We start from the raw sequence: 23,396 nt of genomic DNA on the forward strand, positions 1-23,396 counted from the left end.
TCATTAAATTTGCACTCCCATTCGCAATAAGAGCGAAATAAAGGGTTGAAAATATAAGCGAGAGTAGCTCAGCTGGTAGAGCACGACCTTGCCAAGGTCGGGGTCGCGGGTTCGAATCCCGTCTCTCGCTCAGAAGCTAAAAAGCGTGTTTTCACGCTTTTTTAGTTTTAAACCAATTCAAGAATTTACAACTACCTAGTAGTTGCAGCCGGAGTGGTGGAATTGGTAGACACGCAAGACTTAAAATCTTGTGACCTTCGGGTCGTGCGGGTTCAAGTCCCGCCTCTGGTACAGAAGCCTCGTCAGTTTTGACGGGGCTTTTGTTTTTTCTAAGCTACCCATGCTATTCTGTAGTAAAATCGCACATTATCTCTGAAATTTGCCGTTAGAATGAAAAACTGCGTTTGCTCAAACCTAAGCACCACTTTGATAGTTTTAAGACTTTTGCCGGTTGTCTCATCCGCAAGGTTACTTTTTAGTTGAAACTCCATTTGAAGAAACTGATTAAATACCGCGCCTTAAGAATTCTGATCAGAGTAATCATTGGTTTACTCCTGTTCTTCGCACTTTTAGTGCTCTTTATTCGTAGCCCGTGGGGGCAAGGCATTATTGTAGACAAGGCGGTGAGTTTTGTGGAAGACAAAACCGGAACAAACGTAGATATAGACAAACTCTACCTCACCTTTTCTGGAAATCTATCCCTAAAAGGCCTTTATCTCGAAGACCAAAATCAAGATACCTTACTTTATTCTCAGGCATTAGAGGTTGCTGTAGGCTTGCTTCCTCTCATTAAGGGAGATGAAATCAACATTAAAAAAGTAGATTGGAACGGACTGAAAGCACGAGTAATTAGACCTGAAGCAAGCGAAAGTTTTAACTATCAGTTCCTCATAGATGCTTTTGCCAGTCCTGCAAATTCGACAGTCACAGACACTACACCTACTACAGCTCCTGAAATCAACATCGGAAATGTTTATTTCAACAATTTCGATCTGATTTATGCAGATGAACCGCAGGGAATGCTGGCAAAACTTAAACTGGGGAGTTTAGCACTTGAGGTAGAAACCCTAGACCTAGATAAATTCATCTTTGAGGTGGATGAACTTTCAATTTCCAATACCCGAGTAAATTACGAGCTCAACAAAAAAGCTCAGGTTACTCAAGCCACAGAAGAAAGTAACGAAGCAATGCAGCTTCCTCAATTAGCAGTTGGGCTGTTAAATCTGGAAAATGTGAGGCTGAATTATAAATCGCTTGCAGACTTTACCGAAGCTGAACTAGACCTTGAAGAATTGATCTTAGAGCTTCCTTTAGCCGATTTAAATACTCAGAAGATTGTGCTCGATGAACTGACGCTGAATAACTCGAAGGTAGTTTATAGACAAACAGCTGCGCAAGCAGACCAATCTGAGGCCCAAGCAACTGCAACATCAACACAACCTACAGCATTTGAATGGCCTGATTGGAATGTGGAAGCGAAAAATATCTCATTAGCCAATAATGTGCTAACCCTGCAAACGGCAAATACTTATTTGGAGTCAGGAGTTTTCAACCCAGAATGGATTGATCTCCAAGGGCTCATATTTAAAGCGGGAGACATTTCGTTAAAACCAGACGAAGCTAATTTTGAGCTCAACAACCTAGCTTTTAAAGAACGAAGCGGCCTAATGCTTCAAAGCTTTGCCTTCGATTTATCAGTCGATGAAAGTGAGCTGTTGCTTGAAGATCTAGCTTTCGTCACCCCTAAGAATAGCCTCTCAGGAAACATTGTACTGGGCTATACCTCAATCAACCAGCTCATCAACTCACCAGAATTGGCCAATCTAGACTTATACCTTAATCGGTTGAAGTTAGACCCAACAGAGTTTTCTGCTTTTAGCCCCGCATTGGCCAAAAACGAGTACCTACAAAAGCTTTCGAACAAGGAGCTTATTGGTTCACTAGCTATTGCGGGAAAGGTAAGCGACCTAAGCATTGACAAGTTTAGTTTGGTTTGGGGTGATTCTACAGACATTAATTTTGTTGGCCGCATTCAGCACCTAACGGATACCGACTTGCTCAAAGCTTCACTACAAAACATCGATATTCGTTCCGCCAGAAAAGACATAGTTCAGTTCATTGAAGAAGATAGCCTTGGGCTTGAATTGCCGAAACAGTTAAGGTTACAAGGCAATGCCACGGCCAGCCTAAATTCTGCCAATGCCGACCTCCGATTGAACACATCGCTAGGTAATATCTCAGTCAACGGAGATTTTTCGCAGTCTGAACCTCTGGCCTTCAAAGCTGATTTATCAGCGGAAAACCTTCAGCTCAGAACACTACTTCAAAACGATCAACTCGATACACTCTCTTTTGCAATGAAAATAGAAGGAAGTGGTACCGAACTCTCCGATTTAGATGCAAAACTTTCTACCAGCTTTGAAAGGCTTACCTACAACGGCTATGACTTCTCTAACCTTGAAATTTCTGGAGCATTAGAAAACGGAGAAGGTGATGTAAAACTGGCATTCAAAGATGAGAATTTAGACATGACCATGCTCACACAGTTGGCGCTAGATTCGGTGTCTCCTAAAGTAAACACCAAGCTTACAGTTAAAGGTGCCGACTTATTTAGAATGGGCCTTACGCAAGCCAATATTCGTACAGCTTTTGAGCTCAAAGCAAGCTACGTAGGTAATGAGGCTAACTTTGATATTGAAGCTGGCCTTAATGATGGAGTGGCTATTTACAATCAAGAAGCTTATAATTTTGGTGGATTCAGCATGAAAGCTAAATCTGCTCAAGACACCCTGAATGTATATATTCAGAGTAATACTATAGACTCTAAAATTACAGCCAATAGAAGCCTTAATGAGATTATTCCAGTATTTCAGCGTGAGCTAGAGTACTACCTAAATCAGCCCGAAACTGTTTCTACAGACTCCATCGATAACAACACCGTTTTGAATATGGATATGGTGATCAGGCAGACACCAATTATTTCGGAAGTGTTTTTACAAAAGCTAGATCGGATGGATTCCATCTCTTTAGACCTCAACTTCAATGAACAAGACCACACCATTACAGCCGAGCTTTTGGCTCCATATATCCAATATCAGGGAAGTGCTTTAGATAGCCTTCAGTTAAAGCTAAATGGCAAAAACAACCGACTAGATTTTCTTCTGAGCTGGGCAGGTGTAAGTGCTGGCTCAATTGAGATAGATGAAACCATGCTCAAAGGTTATATAGACGATGGTTTTGTAGACTCACGGCTTACGGTAAAGGAGAATCAGAGCACACTGCTCAATGTAGGCTCCGAAGTACGGATCAATTCAGATACACTTCAGTTTACTATTGCTCCCGACACCTTGGTTTTCGATAGTAAAGAGTGGCAAATTTTAGATGGAAATCGAATTAGCTATGCTATCGAATACCTGAGGGTAGAAAACTTTGAACTATCTAACGGCCAACAGAAAATTACACTGGGTACTTCTCTACCAAATCATGAAGGAGAACATGTAGGAGCCATTTTTAGCAACTTCAACCTAACCACTATTACTAGCTTATTGAACTCTGAAAAACCGCTAGCAGCTGGAATTCTTAATGGTGATGTCATTTTGGAAAATCCATTCGGAAGCTATGGTATAACGGCAGACCTAAATATTGCAGACTTAGCCACCTTGGATGTTCCGCTTGGTGAGATGAATTTAGATGCCTCAGCGGCTGGCTCAGATAAGTACGAAGCCAAACTCACTATAATGGGAGAAAACATGCTACTAGGTTTGGTGGGAAGCTATACCGCTGCGGAAGAAGGCGGTAATTTGTCTTTAGACTTAGACCTATCCAAGCTAGATATGTCTATCGTAGAAGCCCTTTCTAATGATGCGCTTTCAGAGTCTGAAGGAATGTTATCTGCCAATGTAGAAATTTCAGGCACTACAACCGATCCTCAGTACAATGGAACACTGGCCTTTAATCAGGTAGGGTTTTTAGTGAATGAGCTGAATTCAACTTTCAGAATTGCCAATGAACAGCTAGAAGTAAATAACGCTGGCCTGTACCTGAACGACTTTGTGATTACAGACGGAGAAAGTAATGACTTTAGCCTAGATGGTGATATTCTTACGGAAAGTCTGACTAACCCTAGTTTCGACCTAAAACTGGTAGCCAACAATTTTGGTGTAGTCAACTCTACTGCAGAAGATAGTGACCTATTTTATGGCGATGTAAGTCTAGATGCTGATTTAGATATTACTGGCGATTTGGAAGTGCCTCGCGTGCGTGGTACCCTAAAGATTATTGATGGCTCCAACCTTACCTTCATTATTCCAGAATCTCAGGCCGAGTTAAAGGAAAGAGATGGCGTAGTGGTGTTTGTGAATAAAAAGAACCCAGACAATATTCTTACACGTACTAGCCAAGCCGAATCTTCTGCCTTAGCGGCATCACTTTCCGGATACGATGTAGAAACCAACTTTACCATTGGAGAAAACTCTGAGTTCAAAATAATTATCGATGAAACTACAGGCGATAATTTGTTGGTAAAAGGCAATGGCGACTTCAATCTATCGCTAGAGCCAAATGGTCGAACAAGCCTTTCTGGAAAGTATGAGGTAAGTGGAGGACATTACGAAGCCAACCTTTTCAACCTAGTTCAAAGAAAGTTTCAGATTGTTTCTGGTAGTAGCATTTCTTGGGGTGGCGATCCATACGATGCAGATTTAGATGTTCGTGCTATGTACGATGTAGAAACTTCCGCTGGTCCATTAATGGCCGTTAAAACTTCTGCCGAAGGCACCGCATTGGAAAGTTCATATCAAGAAAGATTACCTTTTCAGGTATACATCAATGTAGAGGGGCAGTTGCTAAGTCCGCAGATTTCTTTCAGTTTAGATATGCCTGAAGACGACCGAGGAGCCCTCAGTGGTTCGGTTTACTCGCAAGTACAACAGCTTAACAACCAAGAAGAGGAGTTGAACAAACAGGTATTCTCCTTGCTGGTGCTCAATCGGTTTTTCCCAAGTTCAGGAAGTGATGGAAGTAATGGTGGGCCAGCCTCTTTAGCCATGGACAACGTTAACAAAGTACTGAGCAGCCAGCTCAACACCTATTCAGACAAGGTGTTTGGAAGTGCCGTAGATGTTGGCTTCGACCTAAACAGCAGAAGTGATAGTACCGGAGCGCCAGCTCAAACTCAGCTAGGAATAACGGCCAGAAAACAGCTATTCAATGAGCGCTTAATTGTTCAGGTAGGTAGCGAAGTAGATGTGGCCGGAACGCAAAACGCTTCTCAGAGCACACCAATAATTGGAAACATTAGCTTGGAATATCTGCTGACTGAAGATAAAAGACTCCGCCTAAAAGGTTTTAGTAAAAACCAATATGAAGGCGTAATAGATGGCCAACTTACTGTTTCGGGCATTGCTATAATATTCACTCGCGAGTTCAATAAGTTTAAAGAGCTTTGGGCCAAGCAGGTAAAAGAAGAAGTAGAAAAGGGAGGTAACAAATGAAACTAAAAGCTACCATTGGTTTACTTATTGCCCTTACGTTCATCAGTTCTTGTAGTGTTAGGCGCTTTGTACCAGAAGACAAATACTTGCTACGCTCGGCCAGTGTTAGCATGGAGTCAGAAGAAAAGCGTGGCGATTTAGGTGAGGTATCAAGTGAACTAAATGCTGTTCTCAAACCTCAGCCCAACTCCGTTTTTCTAGGCATGAGATTAGGGCTACTTTACCATTATAAAGCACAGCGCGAAAAACCCGGGTTCATCATCAGATACCTGAATAAGAAGTTTGGAGAAGAGCCCGTTTACCTTTCCGATCTGGATTCTGCCAGAATTATAGAGCTACTAGACAATCGCTTGGAAAATAATGGCTTCTTCCACTCCAACGTTTCATCCAAAACAAAGATTAAAAGGCATTTAGCCTCTGTTAACTTCAAAGCAGAGTTAGGAAAGCCCTACGAGCTAGCAACATATCAGCTAGACAGCACCAAAGGCAGCGTCTTCGTTGAAATAGATTCAACCTTAAGCGAGACTCTTTTACCTGAAGAAGCAAGGTTTAACCTAGACCTGTTAAAGGCGGAAAGGCAGAGAATTGATAAGCGACTGAAGTCTAGAGGCTACTATAACTTTAATGAAGACTTTCTGATTTTTGAAGCAGATACTAACCAGTATGACAACCGAAAATTCGATCTGTTTCTAAGACTGAAAAATGATGTACCTAGAAAATCACTTTTACCTTACACTTTAGAAGAAATCAATGTTTTTCCCGACTACTCTCTGAATCAGGAAAAGACAGAAAATGACACTATCACTCTAAACGGCATCAATTTTATTCAGAACCCAGTGTTTTTTAAGCCAAAGAGAATGGAGCCTTATATTTTGTTGCATAAGGGCCAAACCTATAATCCTGACACCTCCAGACTTACCAGCAGCAGACTTTCTTCCATTGGTGCCTATCGTTTTGTAAACATCCGCTACGAAAGCATTAACCCTAATGACACTACCAGCGATACGTTAAAACTTAAGGCAAACATATTTCTGTCTCCGCTAAAGAAGAGGTCGGTGCGAGCAGAGCTTCAGGCGGTAACTAAGTCGAACGGATTTGCTGGCCCAGCTATGGCTTTGGTCTACAGTAACAGGAACCTATTTAAAGGTGGAGAAACCTTCAACCTTACGGGGAATTTGGGCTACGAGGTTCAGCTTGGTTCTGGAGGAACTACAACCGGCCTGAGCAGCACACAATTTGGTTTCAAAGCCGGACTTATCGTTCCAAGACTTTTATTACCGTTTAATATAAATGATAGGTATTTATATTCTGTCCCTAAAACAAACATGAGTGTCGGATTCGACTTTTTCGACAGAAGTGAACTTTATAGCCTTAGGTCGCTGAATCTTCGATTTGGCTATAACTGGAGAAAAAACAGGGCAGTATATCACGAGGTTAACCCGATCAGTGTAGACTATGTGAATACGTCTAATGTTTCTCCTGAATTTCAAGAGATCTTAGATCAGAATAGGTTTCTCCAAAGCAGCTTTCAAAAACAGCTGATAGCTGGTGTTACTTATACTTTTGTTTGGAATCAGCTCGCTCTTGCAGATAAACGAAACCCTATTTTGCTAGTGGCCAATGTAGATATTGCAGGCTCTGGGTTAGATCTGCTCAGCAACAAAACTAATGATGAGGGCAAGGAGACTCTTTTTGGTACAGCATACGCCCAATATGCTAAAGCCGATTTTAACTTTGTATATAATTATAGATTGAGTAGCTCTCAGCGAATAGTAGCTAGGCTATTTGGCGGTTATGGTTTGCCATATGGAAACTCGGAAACATTACCTTTCGCTAGGCAATTCTTTTCTGGTGGACCGTCTAGTGTTCGTGCCTTCAGAACCAGATCGCTTGGGCCAGGAACTTATAATCCTTCAGATGCCGACCAGGGCTCATTCTTCGACAGGTCTGGAGACATTCGTTTGGAGGCCAATATTGAATACCGTTTCCCTATTTATTCCTTCTTAAAAGGAGCCTTGTTTGCCGATGCTGGTAATGTTTGGCTCACCAAGGAGAACTCTGACCTGCCTGGAGGAAAATTTAGCTCAGACTTTATGAATGAGCTAGGAGTTGGAGTTGGTGCAGGTATGCGAGTAGATATTCAAAACTTTGTAATCCGATTCGACCTTGCTACTCCGCTAAACAAGCCTTATTTGCCTAGAGGAGAGCGATTCTCTGCAGACTTTAAGGAGTTCTTGTTCAACTTCGCAATCGGTTATCCTTTCTAGCTAGAGTCTTCTAATTGCTGCGAATTCGTAATTTCACCCAATGTTTGATTCCGATAGGCAAAAACCTAAAAAGACATACGATCGAAAAACAGCCAAGCTCAAGGCCGCAGATTTTTGTGCCTATCAGGAAAGATCTCAACAGCAAGTTCGCGATAAACTCTATGATTATGGTTTGCACTTCGATGAAGTGGAAGAAATACTCACAGAGCTCATTATGGAGGGCTTCATTAATGAAGAGCGATTTGCTAGAGCCTTTATTGGTGGTAAGTTTAGAATGAAAAAGTGGGGAAAGCAGAAGATTCTCCAAAGCCTAAGGCCTCATAAAATCTCCGAATACTGTATTAGAAAAGGCATGGAAGAGATAGATCCTGAAGACTATTGGCAGGCACTGCTAGAACATACGGAAAAAAAGTACGCCCAGCTCAGCGGCAACTCTCCGTACATTATAAAAGGCAAGCTGACCCAACATTTATATGCCAAGGGCTTTGAGTCCGACCTCATTCGCGAAGCAGTTGAACAAATCGTTAAGGATTAGTTTCTCCCGCTGAACGAACACTGCTTTGTATTAGATTTGACGTCAAATTGACTAGTCATGAAGAAAGCTTTTCTTTTACTTCTACCGTTGTTAATGTTTTCATGTGGGGGCGAAAAGTTCTCCATAACACTCACTTCTCCAAAAGAGGTTGTTTCCGTTCAGCTTTTTGAAAACTCAGAAAGTCAACTGGCCTACATCATGAATTTTCAAGGCAATCCGGTTTTACTGGAAAGCACTTTAGGCCTTGAACTTAGGGAATATGGTTTGTTGGGAAAAGAGATGGAGCTGCTCAGAGTAGACAGCACAAGAAATACCAGACCATGGAACCCACTTTGGGGTGAAGACGGAATTATAATTGATGACCATAAGGCCTATACCTTCTACTTCCGTAGCAAGAAAAACGACCTTTTAATGAATGTTCATTTCAAGCTTTTTGCTGATGGCATGGGCTTCAAATACGAATTTCCTCCACAAGAAGGAGTAGATGAATTAATAATAGATGATGAGTTCAGTCAGTTCAAACTCACAGGTGACCATACGGCTTGGTGGATTCCTGCAGATTACGACAGCTACGAGCACCTTTACAAAACCACCAAAGTAAGCGAAATTGACTCTTCTTTGGTAGACAGCAGTTTGCTAGCCGCCTCTACCATAATGGAAAGGCATGCTGTGAATACACCGCTTACTATGCAAACCGCTAGCGGTTTGCACATCAGTATTCACGAGGCTTCATTAACCAATTATTCTGAAATGACCCTCCGGGTTGAAGACGATAAGAGAACTTTGACCAGTTCTTTAGTACCCTCCCAATTAAACGGATGGAAGGCGAAAGTAAACGCACCTTTTTCAACCCCATGGAGAACAGTTCAGGTAGCTGAAAAAGCTGGAGGCCTAATTGAATCTAAGCTGATTGTAAACCTAAATGAGCCCAACAAACTAGAGAATACCGACTGGATAAAGCCTGGTAAATACATAGGTATTTGGTGGGAAATGCACCTACAAACTTCTTCTTGGGACATGGCCAGTGGCAAGCATGGTGCTACCACAGAAAAAGCTAAGAGGTACATAGATTTTGCTGCCAAACATGGCTTCGATGGTGTTTTAGTAGAAGGTTGGAATACTGGCTGGGAACGCTGGATAGGCTTTCCTGACAGAGAAGGAGTATTTGATTTTGTAACACCATACCCCGACTACAATCTAGAAGAGGTAGTAGCTTATGGTAAGCAAAAGGGAGTAGAAATTATTATGCACCACGAAACATCTGCCGCACCTAGAACTTACGAACAACAATTAGACACCGCTTATGCATTGATGCAAAACCTTGGCATCCATGCAGTGAAAACAGGATATGTCGGGCCAATTATTCCCGAAGGCGAATACCATCACGGCCAGTGGATGGTGAATCATTATAGAAAAGTGCTTTCAAAAGCAGCTCAATCTGAGGTAATGGTTTTTGCGCATGAGCCAATTAAAGCCACTGGCTTAAGAAGAACTTACCCAAACATGATGGCCAGAGAAGGACTCAGAGGCTCGGAGTTTAATTCCCCTTGGGGTGGAGGCAATCCGCCAGAGCATCTCACCATTGTACCTTTTACCAGAATGCTCGGTGGCCCTATAGACTATACACCAGGCCTATTTAAGCTGAACTTGAATGAATACAAAGAGGGGGCTTATGTGCCCACCACTTTGGCTCATCAATTGGCCGAATACGTAGTAGTATACAGTCCTGTACAAATGGCCCCCGACCTGATTGAACACTACGAGGGAGAGGCTGCCTTTCAGTTTATAAAAGATGTACCCACCGATTGGGATGCCTCCAAAGTGCTGGCTGCTGAAATTGGCGAATATATAGTGATGGCCAGGCTAGGCAAAAATGAGTTCGATTGGTACTTGGGTGGCCTAACAGATGAGAATGCCAGAGAACTGGAAGTTAGTCTAGACTTTTTGCAAAATGGAGCTCAATACGAAGCTCAGATTTATAAAGATGCTGCTGATGCAGATTTTGAGACCAATCAGGCAGCATATGAGATTGAAAAGCGGATAGTGACTAAAAAAGACAAGCTAACGCTGAAAATGGCCCGAGGTGGAGGCGTTGCTGTAAGGTTTAAGGCGCTGTAGAACAGACAACCATTCCTATGCATGTGTTTTGATTAATTTGTTGATAATAGAAAGAGGTTTCGGTCACAGTCATGCTGAGGCCCCGAAGTATCGGGGGAAGCATCTTATCAAGCTGCGCAAGGGAAATTCGTAGTCTGTTTCAGTGGTTATAATACTAGATAGGATTCTTCTCTTCGTTCAGAATGACTTAGACGTTGCTGCCTCACCAGTCACAGAACCTATCCTTGTCTTCGTTAGAGCTTTGCCAAAAGTAGGAGACGGAAACCCGGTTTACTTGGTGACTTTGAGAAATAGCTTAAAAAGCCCTTTTTCTAGTTCCTCCAAGCCCTTTTTGCCAAAGATAAACGTAGCGTACAGTGAGCATAATCATCATAGGAATAAGTGCAGTGTTGTAAACCTGCAACTTACCAATCCATACGAATGTCATAGCGATAAGTAAGATCACTAGAAAACGAGCATATACCATCAACCATTTCTTAGGCTCCTTTTTCACCATAAAAAAGGCAATAATGAGGTTAGGAGCGAAAGCCCAAAGTACATTCAAGTTGTTGATGGTGGTAGTATGATGAGTAGCCACCCATAGGAGTAAAACAATAAGGCCTATGAGTCCTGTGATAAAGAACAAGGTGAAATCGAGCCAGCGAGATCGCTTCTTGGTAAGCCAATCTTTAACCGTCAGAATAATGACAATCAAGGCTATTACAGAGAACAGCAAAGTCGGGCTTAACTTCTCTTGTTTTTGCTCATAATAATCAGATTCGAATAGTTGCTTGGTTGCTTTAATGGCTGGCACCTGTTGCCCGTTGCGCTTTATGGTAGCGTGGTTATATCCAGAAAGCACATAATCTGGCAAGTACATTCTAGCTTCTACATCAGCTTTTCTGTCCACCACGTTGCCAAGACCAATGTCAATGCCAAGATCCATCCAGGGGTGGTTGAATGAGTTTTCATCGACCAAATCTCTGTAAGTAGCCTCTTCTGTAATGTGATCATCATTGAAAACAAGCCTATCTCCCAAAACACTTTTTGGAATATCTCTGAGCTTAGTAGCACAGTTATCGAAGAACTGATCGTATAGATAGAGTCTATTCTGAGGTAGAATATTGTTTTCTAGAAACTCAAAAATGGCCTGTTTTTCTTCTAGGTTAATGTTCAGTACTTGCTCTGTTACCCAACGGTTTTGGCTTCTGTAGTTATCGAAAAAGCGGATGAATTCGTAGGCAGCAACCATGTACTGTTGCGTGCCAGCAGCAAAGCGTAGATAAAAACCACTTTCTGTAGTGTCGAAAATTCCGTAGTTATAGGCCTTGTCTAAGTTCAGTGCAGGGTCTTTCACTCTCAAGGCACTATGGCCGAAGCAATCTACCAGAGTAGGCCCCGGCCCCACGGTGATTAAACTTACCTCTGCATCTTCTGAAAGTTGTGCAAATTGTGCCGACAGGTTCAAGCTAAAAATTAGGCCAAGCAGTAGTAAGTTGAGCTTCATAGATTAAAACTATTTCTTTTCCAGATTAAAGCTGCAAATATACGACTCAATTTTGCTCTTCCCCTTTTTCACGAATAAGCATAACTCGCCCTTGTTGGTGTTATCAACAAGTATTCGGAGACACATTTGAATACGTTTGTTGGTCACAAGATGAACAAAGGCAGTGCGACAATGTAGCTTCGGTTACCGTCATGCTGAGGCCCAGAAGTATCGGGGGAAGCATCTTATTCAACCATGTACGATGTATTTCTTCTGCTTGGATAGGATTCTTCTCTGCGTTCAGAATGACTTAGACGTTGCAACATCAGGTTCAAGGTTTTTTTATGTTATTTCACTGAACCGTATGTGATCAATTTCTAGCTCTTATTGGTGTTATCATCCACAAGCATTCGGAGGCAATTTTGAATAAGTTTGTTGGTCACAAGATGAACGAAGGAAGAGCGGCAACGTAGCTTCGGTCACTGTCATGGTGAAGCCCCGAATTATCGGGGGAAGCATCTTATTCAACCATATACGATGCATTTCTTCTGCTTTGATAAGATTCTTCGCTCAGCTCAGAATGATTTAGAAGGTGGAGCTACGGGTGCAATATTTTCATTGGGTCTTATAAAAGGCCTTATTACGAAGAAAGGCAGCAGGAATACATCAAATATCTCCTTCTGTTTTGCTCCGTTCATTCCACGCCCTAACTTCACAAAATGAATAGCAACTGGCGCGATGGACTGAATTACGCTTCCAAAATTACTCCAAGGAGGTTTTGGAACATGGTTCAGCTAGTAAGTAGCTATCTTGTCTCTAAGGCAACCAAAAAACCAGTACACTGGGGTTTGCCAACTAGTATCTCGCTAGAACCTACTACATCTTGCAATCTTCGCTGCCCAGAATGCCCCAGTGGGCTTAGGAATTTTACCCGTCCAACGGGCATGTTGGCAGATGACATTTACAAATCCGTAATTGATGAACTGGCTCCCAAGTTGAGTTATCTCATTTTTTATTTTCAGGGCGAACCCTATTTAAATCCAAGTTTTTTAGATCAGGTTAAATACGCTCACTCAAAGAAAATCTACACCGCTACTTCCACGAATGCTCACTATTTGAACGATAAAGTGGCCAAGAAAACCGTAGAATCGGGTTTAGACAGGCTCATCATTTCTATTGATGGAACCACTCAAGAAACTTATGAGCAATACAGGGTAGGCGGAAAGCTAGAAAAGGTGATTGAAGGCACTAAGAACGTTGTAAGGTGGAAGAAGGAGCTGAACTCGAAGACGCCTCATATCATTTTTCAATACTTAGTGGTAAAACCGAATGAGCATCAGCTTGATGATGTGAAAAGGCTAGCCAATGAATTGGAGGTTGACGAAGTGGCTTTCAAAACTGCTCAGATTTACGATTATGAAGACGGTTCAGAGCTTATCCCAACCATTGAAAAATATAGCCGATACAAGCAGCTTTCTAGTGGAAAATGGGCAATCAAAAACAGGCTTGTCAATCATTGCTGGAAGATGTGGCACTCATGTGTCATCACTTGGGATGGAAAAGTAGTGCCCTGCTGCTTCGATAAAGATGCCCATTATCAGTTAGGTGAGATGAAGAAACAGACTTTTGAAAGTATCTGGCGAGGCGAATCTTACACACGGTTTCGCCAAAGCCTTATCAAATCGAGAAGCGAAATAGAGATGTGCAAAAACTGCTCAGAAGGCACTAGGGTTTGGGCTTAATGAAATGGTTAAAACCATTAATAATTTAGCTCACGGATTAATATGCCAGTCCAAAGAGAGTTTTGAGTTCATTTTTCATCTATGTCAATCACTATTCTTTGTGGTATATTCCTTTTCTCTACTTTAATGTTGTGTGTAATTTCCATTACCTCACTAGTATTCCGCCTCAACGCTCGTATTTTGAGTTCATAATTACCTGGCTCAATATCGAAGCCTCTTTCTAAGCTTTGACTCTTTTCTGAAATACGATAAAACCGCGATGTTCCTTTTATAAATTCAGCCTCAACGTTAAGGCTAACCAAGTCTTTTCCAACAAAACTGAGTACTACATTACCGCTGTTTAGCCTGTTCTGAACCTCTTCCAAGCTCAAGTCAAAATGTTTGCTCAGCGTTCTTATAAGCATAACATTTCTTAACCTTGTCTGCTTCTCGACAACTTTCATTTCCTTGTCTGCTTCTCGACAACTTTCATTTCCTTGTCTAGAAGAAATGTGGTTGGGTAGCCTCTAATGCGGAAGTCACTTTTTGCAGTTCCAGCTTCACTCTCCATCAAGTGCTTCCATGGCATATCATTTTTAGTTAAGAATTTTTCAACGGTTTCCTTTTTATCATTGGCAATGCTTACAATTTCTAACCCCTCACTTTTAAACACCTTGTAAGCATCTTGAAGGAAAGGAATTTCGCCAATGCAAGGCCCACACCACGTACCCCAGAAGTCTAACAAAACGGTGTTGCCCAGTTGAGTTTTAAAAGGTGTTCCATCCAATTGAACTCCAACTATATCTGGGGCAGTCTGTCCAACAGAGGTTCCTTTACGTTCCTTTTTATCACTGACTAATAATTTGAGATGATTTCCTTCTAAGTCTATACCGACAATCTGAAAATCGAATTCATCTCCAAAAATGAAATCATTAAATGATATTTGATCATCTTTAGAAACTTTAGGTTCTCCCTTGTTGTACGGCTCATTAGATGAAAGAACCTTTAAGGTAGCTGGGGTATATTGAATTCCATAGAATGAATTATTGACAAAAATGTGATGCTTTCTACCATTCATTGTAAAAGCTCCAGACCTATATTCTGATGAAGACATGTATACCTTTCCCATTTGCTTTAAAGGAACAAAGGCAAAGTAAATTGAGTCCTTAATTATGGCCTTTTTATTATAGCGCTCAATAAGTGCGGAGTATATTGGTGGGTTTTGAAATTCTTCAAACCCGTACTTATCTATATCTAGGCTAATTACCTCGTCATCGGAAAAATCTTCATTATTATTTTTGTCAATGATAAGAATGTGTTCAGAATTCACTTTTCCATAGGCCATAGAAACCTCGGTATCGACATAATCTGTGGTTAATTGAGCTAACTCTTCTGGAGATTCTTTTGAGAACCATTTATTAAAGTTTTCAGCTGAGTCTAAGACCTCATTTTTTACGGCATAATACGCCATTTGCCTGAAATCAGATGAAAGTGAGCCAACACTTAATTCGGTATATTCTATTGGTAAACCAGAAGTTTTTTCATGTAGAGCAAAAAAAGGTTGGCTCTCACTAGTTGGGTTTGCCTTGAATGTTGACATACCCTGAGAGAATGGACCAGGACCAACATGCCTTTGAAGTTTTACTGTAATGGTATCTCCTATATTTTGTGCCGATGCATTGAATGCAATCAAGTAGACTAAGAGAAAGGTTATTGTGTGTCTCATATCCTTCTATTAAATGAGAAAATAAATTAGAAGAATATTCATATCCCTACAAGGGATTGACATTTTTTAACTAACCTTTTAAGTGATCAGGCATTTTGAAAGGCTTCGCTGAAGGAGCTGGTGAGCATTTGTCGCAACCCGAGGCACAGCTGCTGTCTTTGGCTTTATACTGTCTGTAAAGCTTTCGGCCCATAAAGAACAGAGCCGCTAAAAATAATATGCCGATAATGACTTCCTGCATTAGCTAGTGAACCGTAGTTGTGGTAACAAAGTTCAGTATAGTTATTGAGAAATAGTGCTCAAAAGGTGAATAGAAATTTACACCATTGGTCTTACTTATAAATTGACTTCTAATCCAATTAAAATAAACACCACTCAAACTACTTTAAACCCCTATTTCTCAATCTGCCCAGCTACAATGGCTATACCTTCATCAAATGAATGAGGCTCGTACCCTAACACGGTTCGGGCCTTTTCTATGAGCAGCCCAGTTCTTGGCGGACGCTTAGCCGTTTGAGTAAAGCTACTAGCATCGGCCCTTTGCATGGTACTGGTGTCTAAGTTGAAGAAATCGGCAGTTTTGAGCGCCATTTCATACGGATTGAGCAAATCTTTGCCGCAGATATTGAATACGCCTGGAGCTTTCTGCTTAGCAATTAGATAGCAACCCATGGCTAAGTCTTCTGCAAGTGTTGGGCTTCTTAACTGATCATCAACGACCTTGATTTCCTTACCCTCTTCCAAACTCTTCTTCACCCAAAGAATGATGTTGCTTCTGCTCATATCATGAGCGATACCATACACCAAAACCGTTCTGGCAATGGCGTAATTAATGGTTGAATTCTCTAAAAGCTTCTCAGCTGCCAGCTTACTTTCACCATAATAGCTGACAGGATTGGCTTTGGCTTTCTCGTCATACGGGCCATCTTCTCCATCGAAAATGAAGTCAGTAGACAGATGAAGCAGGAAGCAGTTATTTTTAGCCGATGCTTCAATCAAGTAGTTCACTGCATTAACATTCTGATCCCAGCAAGCTTCTCGTTCAGTCTCGCACTGATCTACATTGGTCATGGCAGCAGTATGAATAATTACCTCAGGTTTATGCTTGGTTACTACCTCAAGCACTTGTTGCTTATCGGTAATATCCATTTGGTCGAAAACATAGTCAGTCTCCGGGTAAGGAAGTCGATTACCACCCCTTGCAGTTGCAATTAATGTGTCTTCTCCTTTATCTAAAAGTAGTTTAACCAGCTTTTGGCCAAGTAATCCGTTAGAACCTGTGATGAGTATCTTCATGGCTATTTCTTTTCAGGGTACTCTATTCCATACTTTTTGGTAACCTGTGACTTAGGTACTTCAACTACCTTCACCGTCATTCTAATATCTTCCAAAGGCTTATCTCTCTGGTTAGTCTGAACAGCGGCAATTTTATCGATTACCTCCAAACCTTCAACCACCTTACCAAAAACCGTGTATTCGGCATCTAAATGAGGTACACCTCCCGTAGTGGCATAAATTTTCTTGGCCCAATCAGGATAGCCCGGATCTGTCTGATCTCCGAACTCTTCTTCTATCAGACCTATAGAGTTTAGAATTAATTGTTGGTAAGCCGCGTTAAAGTCGTAGGTAGAGTCTTCTTCACTTTTCATTCTGTGATACTCCACTTTCTCTCTTAATTCTGGGTATCTATCAGAGCGATACATTCTGGTAAACAGACCATTAATTTTCAAGCTATATCTGCGCTCGGCTCTGGTGGCCAGACCTTCATCGTCATAGGATTCGCCTTGAACGATATAGAATTGGCTTCCGCTCGACTTCTTCTGAGGGTTTACGGCATCTCCCGTTCTGGCTGCTGCTAATGCCCCTTTTACATGAATGTATTTCTCAGGGAGGAACTCTGCATCTAGCGTGTAATCAACAGCTTCTTCCGCTACTCCTGTGGAAACATCTCCCGTCTGAATCATAAAGTTTTCAATGACTCTATGGAAAAGAACTGAGTCGTACTGACCTGACTTGGTAAGCTTTAAAAAGTTCTCTTTATGAATAGGAGTATCGTCATACAGAACGGCAGTCATATCACCATATGGTGTTGAGATCACTACTAACTCATCTTTCTCTTCACAAGAGAAGCTCAAAAAAATAAAGGCTCCTAAAAGAGCCTTTATCCAAGTGTTTTTATTGAATACGGTAGTCATAGCTATATTTTTCAGCAATTTCTTTCTTTGGCATTTCTTCTACAGAAATATACATTCTTACATCCTCTACAGGTCTGTCGCCAGGAGCAGTTTGTACCCCTGCAATAGCATCGATTACCTCAAGACCAGAAATAACCTGTCCAAAAACGGTGTAATCGCCATCTAAGAATGGTGTACCGCCAACGGTTTGGTAGGCTTCTTTCTTAGCCTCTGACATCTCAGGCTTATTAAGTGAAATACCTGTAGCTTCTTCTAGTTGATCTAGCGTCTCCATTACCTTGGCCTCATAAGCCTGATCTCCACCTTGATTATAAGCTTCTTCGTAGGTTTTATTCAAATCATGATCTGGCTTGTTATTTCTTAAATACTGAAGCGCTCCACCAATAGCAGCAAAGTTTGGCCCTGAGAATTGAGCTATGCTCGCATCGTTCAACACTTCGCCTTGAACCACATAGAATTGGCTTCCGCTTGAAGCTCTTTCAGGGTTTATACCATCACCTTTCCGAGCAGCAGAGAGTGCTCCTTTTTTATGATACAATTCATCACGAATTTCCGCAGGAACAGTATATCCCGGTCCACCTGAGCCTAGCCTTTTCTCTGGCCCAGCATTTTTAGATTCAGGGTCTCCACCTTGAATCATGAAGCCTTGAATAACTCTATGAAAAATAAGGCTGTCATAAAAACCTTCTTTAGCAAGCTTAATGAAGTTCTCCTTATGCTGAGGTGTTTGGTCGTAAAGAATAGCCTTCATTTCGCCCAAATCTGTCTTAATGGTTACCAAATAATCAGTTCCAGAAAGATCTACTTCTGGCAGATCAGAATCATTAGTAGACTCACTACTTGAACCATCTCCACAAGCTGTAACCACTAAAAATAAGGCCATCAAAAGGCCTAGAGCTTTTATTCTATTCATTATTAAGTCGTGTTTTAATCTCTTCTAAAATCTCTTTTCCACCCGAAGATAGTACTTCATTGGCAAGTTCGGAACCTAGTATTTCTGCTTGGTGAACCGGACCGTTTTTCTCTTTTAAAATCCGCTGCTTCCCATCCAAGCTAATGATTCCGCCTTTCATTTGAATTTCTTCTCCATCAAGCTGAGCTAAACCAAAAACAGGAATACTACAGCCTCCATCCATGGTTTTCAAAAATGCTCTTTCTGCTTTAAGGCAGTGCGCTGTTTCTGGATGGTCTAATACTCCTGAAATCTTTAGTTTTTTTGCTGGATCTAGGCTTTCGTGTACTTCTACAGTAACACTGCCTTGACCTACCGCAGGAATAAATTCTTCCAATGAAAGCTTAGATTTAATCTTCTCATTGTAGCCCATTCGGTGAACACCAGCGTAAGCTAAAAGCAGTGCATCGCAAGCTCCTTCTTCCATTTTTCTAATTCTGGTCTGAAGATTTCCTCGTACCGGAACAGTTTTAATGTTTGGATAAAAATGCCTTAGCGTAGCTATTCTTCTTGTACTTGAAGTACCCAATACTAAATCATCATTCTCAAGAGAAACACCTTCTTTATGGCTCACCATCACATCGTTTACCTCCTCACGCTCCATAAAGGCGATTAACTCAAACCCTTCTGGTAATGAAGACTGCATGTCTTTGGCACTGTGCACCGCAATGTCTATTGTTCCATTGGCCAGCTGTTCTTCTATCTCTTCAGTGAATACTCCTTTGCTACCTATTTTGGCAATAGAAACATCTAGGATTTTGTCCCCTTTGGTTTCTATGGTAACAATCTCTGTTTCTATACCAGCAGTTTCTAGCTTGTCTTGAACATGGTATGCCTGCCAAAGTGCTAGTTTACTTCCCCTCGTGCCTATTCTTACTTTCATTAAGCTTTCAGTTTAGAAATTGTGCCTTTTTTCTTCGGCTGATTTCTCTCAATGTATTCAATAATATTTCCAGCAATATCTACTCCTGTCGCTCTTTCTATACCTTCTAAACCAGGTGAGCTATTTACTTCGAGTATAAGCGGCCCTCTACTAGACTGCAACAAATCTACCCCTGCCACAGACAAGCCCATTGCATTGGCCGCTTTGATAGCCACAGACTTCTCGCTTCGCGAAAGTTTCACTACTTCGGCCTTACCTCCTCGGTGCAGGTTACTTCTGAACTCACCTTCTTGGCCAGTTCGCTTCATGGCTCCAATTACTTTTCCGTCTACCACAAACACACGCAAGTCAGAAGCCTTAGCTTCTTTGATAAATTCCTGAACTATAATTCGGGCTTTAAGACCATGAAAGGCTTCAATAACCGACTGAGCTGCTTTTCTGGTTTCGGCCAAAACCACACCTAAACCTTGAGTACCCTCTAACAACTTAATGATTACTGGCGCTCCACCCACATGTTCGAGCAAGCTTTTATCTTCTCTAGAATAGTTGGTGAAAGCAGTTTTTGGCAAAGGTAAACCAGCTCCTCCCAAGAGCTGTAAACTCCTCAGCTTATCTCGTGAGCGGACAATTGATTGGGAATAAGTTGCGCTAAAAACGCCCATCATTTCAAATTGACGCACTACAGCGGTACCATAAAAGGTAACAGAAGCACCAATTCTAGGGATTACAGCATCGATATCTGTGAGTTCTTCACCCATATAGTAAACTTTTGGTCCCGTTTCTTCAATGGTTAAGTCACACTTTAGGTGGTCTATTACCAAGGCCTCATGACCTTTTGCTTTGATAGCCTCAACCAGTCTCCTTGTTGAGTATAACTGGCTATTTCTTGAGAGTACTGCTATCTTCATTTTTATGTTTCTTTTGAAATGATAGGTTCTTTTTTCTAACATCAATTACAAAGCCCTGCCTTAGCAACTTTCTTCCCAAAAGGATTGGAAACTTCATTTTGCTGCGATCGGAAAGCGAAAACTCTGTAAGTATTTTGTGACCAAAAAGCTCAATGTGTGTTTTGATAACATAACGCTCTTCTATCGACCCGTTGGAACTTTTTATTCTCTTTTGAACAAAATTGGTAGTAGAAAAACTTCTGGCTTTCTTTTCATGGATTCTATTTCCAGGAATACTGAAGCACAAGACTTTTTCACCGTCTACCGTTTTCACCTTTACTTTAGAACAGTTTATGGCTGAGGTATAAGCACCTGAATCGACCTTTGCATCAATGTTAAACAGCATAAAGTCAGGCAAATCTACTTTATCTGCCCTTCCAATGGTAATGGCTTTTTTAAACATTTAATTGCTTTTGGCTCTTGCAATTTGGGCAATGGAAAGCGATAAATCAAGAAAGAGAATTTTCGGGTTGGCATTCCGTTCAATATGGTATTGTGCCTCATCGAACTGAGGGGATATTCTAGCAATTTTCTCAGGCACAAAAACACTCGCGAACTTTTCTATAAAACCACGCTCCTGATCTGGTAACCTTGAAATTGAAGATGAATCTACGCCTTGCAGCAAAGTTTCTCGCATGTAGTTACTAGCAATACCCATTAGCCCCACCTGAAACTCTTTTCCCTTCTTTTGAAAATCATCAGCCTGCTTAATGAGCCCTTCAAAGTTGAAAGTAAAACACTGTCTCATCCAGTCTTTGAAATAATCATTGGCCTCATTACCTGTGCCATCAATTTCTGCCAAGGCCTTTCTTAAGCTACCATTTGCTCGATAGGCTATCTGGTCTATTTCTGCTGCTGAAAGAGCGCTTTTTTCTGTGAGAACAGACTTAACATCTTCATCTTCGAAAGAAGGTACCCTAAGTTGCTGAGCTCTGGAAAGTATAGTAGTTAGGAGCTTATTTGAATCGTTAGAAACCAGAATGAAAATGGTGTTTTCGGGTGGCTCTTCTAATATTTTTAGAATTCCGTTGGCAGCATTAACATTCATTAATTCAGGCTGCCAAATGATCATTACCTTATACTTTCCCTCAAAAGACTTGAGTGAAAGAGCACGAACAATATTTCTACTCTCTTGCCGAGGAATCATTAGTAGCTTGTTCTCCCAGCCAAAGTGATTACTCCAATCGGTCACATTTCCGTAAGGCGTTTGAGAAAGAAAACCTCTCCACTCTACCAAAAATTTATCGCTAGTAGCATCTTCTCTCTTAAATTTTGGGGTGGCTGCCGAAGGAAAAACGAAGTTAACATCTGGGTGAATGTATTTGCTGTTCTTTTCACAGCTAGCACATACACCACAAGCATCGGTATCAGTTGGGTTTTCGCAGTTAAGGTAAGTCGAAAAAGCCAAGGCCATTGCCAAATTGGCCGAACCTTCTGCACCAACGAATAGCTGAGCATGGGCCACATGATTACCCTTTACCGCCTCTATGAGTTGGCTCTTAGTGTTTTCTAATCCCGGAATATCCTGAAACCTCATGCTTTATCCCAAATTCTATATTGAGCAGTTTCATTATATACATGCTGAATAATGTCTTGCTCTACCCGATCATAATCTTTGCTTCTACGCTGCATTACTGCCTGCGCTACCTCAGCAAATTTTCTAAGCTGAAAGGTAACAAAACCATTCGCTCCGCCCCATGAGAATGAAGGAACAAAATTTCTTGGGTAACCCGCTCCGAAAATATTAGCACCTACGCCAACCACAGTGCCAGTATTGAACATGGTATTGATTCCACACTTGGAATGGTCGCCCATCATTAGGCCACAGAACTGCAAACCAGTATTGGCAAATCTTCCAGAAGCATAATCCCAGAGCTTCACCATTGCGTAGTTATTCTTAAGGTTAGAGGTATTGGTGTCGGCACCAAGGTTACACCATTCACCCAAAACAGAGTTACCCATGTAGCCATCGTGCCCCTTGTTGGAGTAGCCAAAAACTACTGAGTTGCCAATTTCACCACCAACTTTAGAGAAAGGACCAATGGTAGTATCACCTTTTATTTTCGCTCCCATATTCAAATGAGCACTCTCGCAAAGTGCAAAGGCTCCGCTTATAATGGCACCTTCATGCACTTGAGCATTTTTGCCAATGTAAACAGGCCCACCTTCAGCATTGATAATGGCGGCTCTAATGCTCGCACCTTCTTCAATGAATAGATTCTCCTTGCCATACACAATGGTGTGCGGATCAGTAATTTCTTGTGATGTTCTGCCCGCAGTCAGCAGCTGAAAATCAGCGATTATCTCACCTCTATTTTCTTTGAAAATGTCCCAAGTATGTTCAATAAGCGTGAATTCGCCAGAAAATGCGATTGTTTTACCTCCACCTGAATGTCGGGCTAAAACTGTATCACCAGAAACAAGTTCCTCTCCCGCTTTTAGCACTTTGATAGCATCTACCAAACCACTGTTAGGGCAAAGAGCACCATTAATTTCTAGTGAAGCGTCACTCTTTGCGTATTTGGTTTGAAGGTAGTCTTGGGTAGAAAAGCCACAATTGAACCCACGCTTAGCCCACTTTTCAGTGATGGTAAGAATACCAACCCTAATTTCTGCGACTGGGCGAGTAAATGTGAATGGCAGTAATTGTGTTCTTATTTCGGGGGAATCGAAAAGCGCAATATCCATGCACAAAAATAAAAAAGTCTCCATCTGAAAAAATGGAGACTTAGATAATGTCTTAAAGTATTTTTAAGCTGATTACTTTTTGTAACGTCTGTTGAATTTCTCAACACGTCCTGCAGTATCAACAAATAGTTTCTTACCAGTGTAGAAAGGGTGTGATGCAGAAGAAACTTCCACTTTAATCACAGGGTAAGAATTACCATCTTCCCACTCAATGGTTTCACTAGAAGTCATAGTTGACTTAGTTAAGAATTTGTGCTCACTTGAAGTATCGTAAAATACAACTGTGTTATAATCAGGATGAATGTCTTTCTTCATGGCGTCTAAATTATATCTCCCTCAAAAAGGACTGCAAATGTAGTGACTTTCGTTAAACCACACAAACATCTTTCTTTTATAATTAAATAAAA

Annotated in this window: 18 protein-coding genes and 2 tRNA genes; 7 read left to right on the forward strand and 13 right to left on the reverse strand. The window is 41.4% G+C overall.

Features of this window, described 5'->3' with window-relative positions; all coding sequences use genetic code 11:
* Positions 1-57 precede the first annotated feature (57 nt).
* The 6 genes from AWW68_RS02850 to AWW68_RS02875 all read left to right on the forward strand — a co-directional run bounded on the left by AWW68_RS02850 (position 58) and on the right by AWW68_RS02875 (position 10,412).
* Positions 58-130, forward strand: a tRNA-Gly gene (locus AWW68_RS02850).
* A 77-nt stretch (positions 131-207) separates the two neighbouring features.
* Positions 208-291, forward strand: a tRNA-Leu gene (locus AWW68_RS02855).
* A 200-nt stretch (positions 292-491) separates the two neighbouring features.
* Positions 492-5,492 carry a translocation/assembly module TamB domain-containing protein gene (locus AWW68_RS02860; RefSeq protein ID WP_068216374.1) on the forward strand — a complete coding sequence of 1,667 codons (5,001 nt, stop codon included), beginning with the start codon at positions 492-494 and terminating at the stop codon, positions 5,490-5,492.
* Positions 5,489-7,759, forward strand: coding sequence for a translocation and assembly module lipoprotein TamL (tamL, locus tag AWW68_RS02865; protein WP_068216376.1), 2,271 nt, complete (start codon positions 5,489-5,491; stop codon positions 7,757-7,759). The genes AWW68_RS02860 and tamL overlap by 4 nt, the downstream gene beginning before the upstream one ends.
* 40 nt (positions 7,760-7,799) lie before the next feature.
* Entirely contained in the window at positions 7,800-8,294 is a 495-nt protein-coding gene (locus AWW68_RS02870; protein WP_068216378.1) for a regulatory protein RecX, read from the forward strand.
* A gap of 57 nt (positions 8,295-8,351) precedes the next feature.
* Complete coding sequence (locus tag AWW68_RS02875) at positions 8,352-10,412, forward strand: glycoside hydrolase family 97 protein (RefSeq protein ID WP_068216380.1); 2,061 nt, start codon at positions 8,352-8,354, stop codon at positions 10,410-10,412.
* A 295-nt stretch (positions 10,413-10,707) separates the two neighbouring features.
* On the opposite strand, the gene AWW68_RS02880 is transcribed toward AWW68_RS02875, so the two are convergent.
* Positions 10,708-11,898 (reverse strand): lipoprotein N-acyltransferase Lnb domain-containing protein, encoded by a 1,191-nt coding sequence (locus AWW68_RS02880; protein ID WP_084375553.1) that lies wholly within the window; start codon positions 11,896-11,898, stop codon positions 10,708-10,710.
* 698 nt (positions 11,899-12,596) lie between these two features.
* Here AWW68_RS02880 and AWW68_RS02885 point away from each other — a divergent pair.
* Complete coding sequence (locus AWW68_RS02885) at positions 12,597-13,619, forward strand: SPASM domain-containing protein (protein ID WP_068216382.1); 1,023 nt, start codon at positions 12,597-12,599, stop codon at positions 13,617-13,619.
* Positions 13,620-13,687: 68 nt separating this feature from the next.
* On the opposite strand, the gene AWW68_RS02890 is transcribed toward AWW68_RS02885, so the two are convergent.
* The 12 genes from AWW68_RS02890 to AWW68_RS02940 all read right to left on the reverse strand — a co-directional run bounded on the left by AWW68_RS02890 (position 13,688) and on the right by AWW68_RS02940 (position 23,304).
* Positions 13,688-14,062: a hypothetical protein gene (locus AWW68_RS02890; RefSeq protein ID WP_068216383.1), complete on the reverse strand. Its 375-nt coding sequence runs from the start codon at positions 14,060-14,062 to the stop codon at positions 13,688-13,690.
* Complete coding sequence (locus tag AWW68_RS02895) at positions 14,059-15,324, reverse strand: TlpA family protein disulfide reductase (protein WP_068216385.1); 1,266 nt, start codon at positions 15,322-15,324, stop codon at positions 14,059-14,061. The genes AWW68_RS02890 and AWW68_RS02895 overlap by 4 nt, the downstream gene beginning before the upstream one ends.
* A 70-nt stretch (positions 15,325-15,394) precedes the next feature.
* Positions 15,395-15,565, reverse strand: a complete 171-nt coding sequence (locus AWW68_RS20425; RefSeq protein ID WP_084375554.1) for a FeoB-associated Cys-rich membrane protein — start codon at positions 15,563-15,565, stop codon at positions 15,395-15,397.
* Between the two features lie 152 nt (positions 15,566-15,717).
* Positions 15,718-16,620 (reverse strand): SDR family oxidoreductase, encoded by a 903-nt coding sequence (locus AWW68_RS02900; protein ID WP_068216387.1) that lies wholly within the window; start codon positions 16,618-16,620, stop codon positions 15,718-15,720.
* A 2-nt stretch (positions 16,621-16,622) separates the two neighbouring features.
* On the reverse strand, positions 16,623-17,519 hold the full coding sequence (locus tag AWW68_RS02905; protein ID WP_068216388.1) for a peptidylprolyl isomerase: 897 nt from the start codon (positions 17,517-17,519) through the stop codon (positions 16,623-16,625).
* Positions 17,500-18,432 (reverse strand): peptidylprolyl isomerase, encoded by a 933-nt coding sequence (locus tag AWW68_RS02910; RefSeq protein WP_068216390.1) that lies wholly within the window; start codon positions 18,430-18,432, stop codon positions 17,500-17,502. The genes AWW68_RS02905 and AWW68_RS02910 overlap by 20 nt, the downstream gene beginning before the upstream one ends.
* Positions 18,425-19,354: a hydroxymethylbilane synthase gene (hemC, locus tag AWW68_RS02915; protein WP_068216392.1), complete on the reverse strand. Its 930-nt coding sequence runs from the start codon at positions 19,352-19,354 to the stop codon at positions 18,425-18,427. The genes AWW68_RS02910 and hemC overlap by 8 nt, the downstream gene beginning before the upstream one ends.
* Positions 19,354-20,262, reverse strand: a complete 909-nt coding sequence (gene rimK / locus AWW68_RS02920) for a 30S ribosomal protein S6--L-glutamate ligase (protein ID WP_068218427.1) — start codon at positions 20,260-20,262, stop codon at positions 19,354-19,356. The genes hemC and rimK overlap by 1 nt, the downstream gene beginning before the upstream one ends.
* A complete protein-coding gene (locus AWW68_RS02925; protein WP_068216393.1) occupies positions 20,234-20,704 on the reverse strand; it encodes an ATP-dependent zinc protease family protein in 471 nt (156 codons plus the stop codon). The genes rimK and AWW68_RS02925 overlap by 29 nt, the downstream gene beginning before the upstream one ends.
* Entirely contained in the window at positions 20,705-21,838 is a 1,134-nt protein-coding gene (locus AWW68_RS02930) for a DNA polymerase III subunit (RefSeq protein WP_068216396.1), read from the reverse strand.
* The gene (locus AWW68_RS02935; protein WP_068216398.1) at positions 21,835-22,989 is read right to left on the reverse strand and encodes a GlmU family protein; all 1,155 of its coding nucleotides are present in this window, start codon (positions 22,987-22,989) and stop codon (positions 21,835-21,837) included. The genes AWW68_RS02930 and AWW68_RS02935 overlap by 4 nt, the downstream gene beginning before the upstream one ends.
* A 72-nt stretch (positions 22,990-23,061) precedes the next feature.
* Positions 23,062-23,304: a type B 50S ribosomal protein L31 gene (locus AWW68_RS02940; protein ID WP_068216401.1), complete on the reverse strand. Its 243-nt coding sequence runs from the start codon at positions 23,302-23,304 to the stop codon at positions 23,062-23,064.
* Positions 23,305-23,396 lie beyond the last annotated feature (92 nt).

The sequence above is a fragment of the Roseivirga spongicola genome, from assembly GCF_001592965.1.
Taxonomy (GTDB): Bacteria; Bacteroidota; Bacteroidia; order Cytophagales; family Cyclobacteriaceae; genus Roseivirga; species Roseivirga spongicola.

Excerpts from the sequence above, each read along its gene's own strand:
- tamL (WP_068216376.1), top strand. The coding sequence starts at position 5,489 with ATGAAACTAAAAGCTACCATTGGTTTACTTATTGCCCTTACGTTCATC.
- AWW68_RS02870 (WP_068216378.1), top strand. The coding sequence starts at position 7,800 with ATGTTTGATTCCGATAGGCAAAAACCTAAAAAGACATACGATCGAAAA.
- AWW68_RS02925 (WP_068216393.1), bottom strand. The coding sequence starts at position 20,704 with ATGTTTAAAAAAGCCATTACCATTGGAAGGGCAGATAAAGTAGATTTG.
- AWW68_RS02910 (WP_068216390.1), bottom strand. The coding sequence starts at position 18,432 with ATGAATAGAATAAAAGCTCTAGGCCTTTTGATGGCCTTATTTTTAGTG.
- AWW68_RS02940 (WP_068216401.1), bottom strand. The coding sequence starts at position 23,304 with ATGAAGAAAGACATTCATCCTGATTATAACACAGTTGTATTTTACGAT.
- AWW68_RS02880 (WP_084375553.1), bottom strand. The coding sequence starts at position 11,898 with ATGAAGCTCAACTTACTACTGCTTGGCCTAATTTTTAGCTTGAACCTG.
- rimK (WP_068218427.1), bottom strand. The coding sequence starts at position 20,262 with ATGAAGATAGCAGTACTCTCAAGAAATAGCCAGTTATACTCAACAAGG.
- AWW68_RS02900 (WP_068216387.1), bottom strand. The coding sequence starts at position 16,620 with ATGAAGATACTCATCACAGGTTCTAACGGATTACTTGGCCAAAAGCTG.
- AWW68_RS02890 (WP_068216383.1), bottom strand. The coding sequence starts at position 14,062 with ATGAAAGTTGTCGAGAAGCAGACAAGGTTAAGAAATGTTATGCTTATA.
- AWW68_RS02895 (WP_068216385.1), bottom strand. The coding sequence starts at position 15,324 with ATGAGACACACAATAACCTTTCTCTTAGTCTACTTGATTGCATTCAAT.
- AWW68_RS02885 (WP_068216382.1), top strand. The coding sequence starts at position 12,597 with ATGAATAGCAACTGGCGCGATGGACTGAATTACGCTTCCAAAATTACT.
- AWW68_RS02930 (WP_068216396.1), bottom strand. The coding sequence starts at position 21,838 with ATGAGGTTTCAGGATATTCCGGGATTAGAAAACACTAAGAGCCAACTC.
- AWW68_RS02905 (WP_068216388.1), bottom strand. The coding sequence starts at position 17,519 with ATGACTACCGTATTCAATAAAAACACTTGGATAAAGGCTCTTTTAGGA.
- hemC (WP_068216392.1), bottom strand. The coding sequence starts at position 19,354 with ATGAAAGTAAGAATAGGCACGAGGGGAAGTAAACTAGCACTTTGGCAG.
- AWW68_RS20425 (WP_084375554.1), bottom strand. The coding sequence starts at position 15,565 with ATGCAGGAAGTCATTATCGGCATATTATTTTTAGCGGCTCTGTTCTTT.
- AWW68_RS02875 (WP_068216380.1), top strand. The coding sequence starts at position 8,352 with ATGAAGAAAGCTTTTCTTTTACTTCTACCGTTGTTAATGTTTTCATGT.
- AWW68_RS02935 (WP_068216398.1), bottom strand. The coding sequence starts at position 22,989 with ATGGATATTGCGCTTTTCGATTCCCCCGAAATAAGAACACAATTACTG.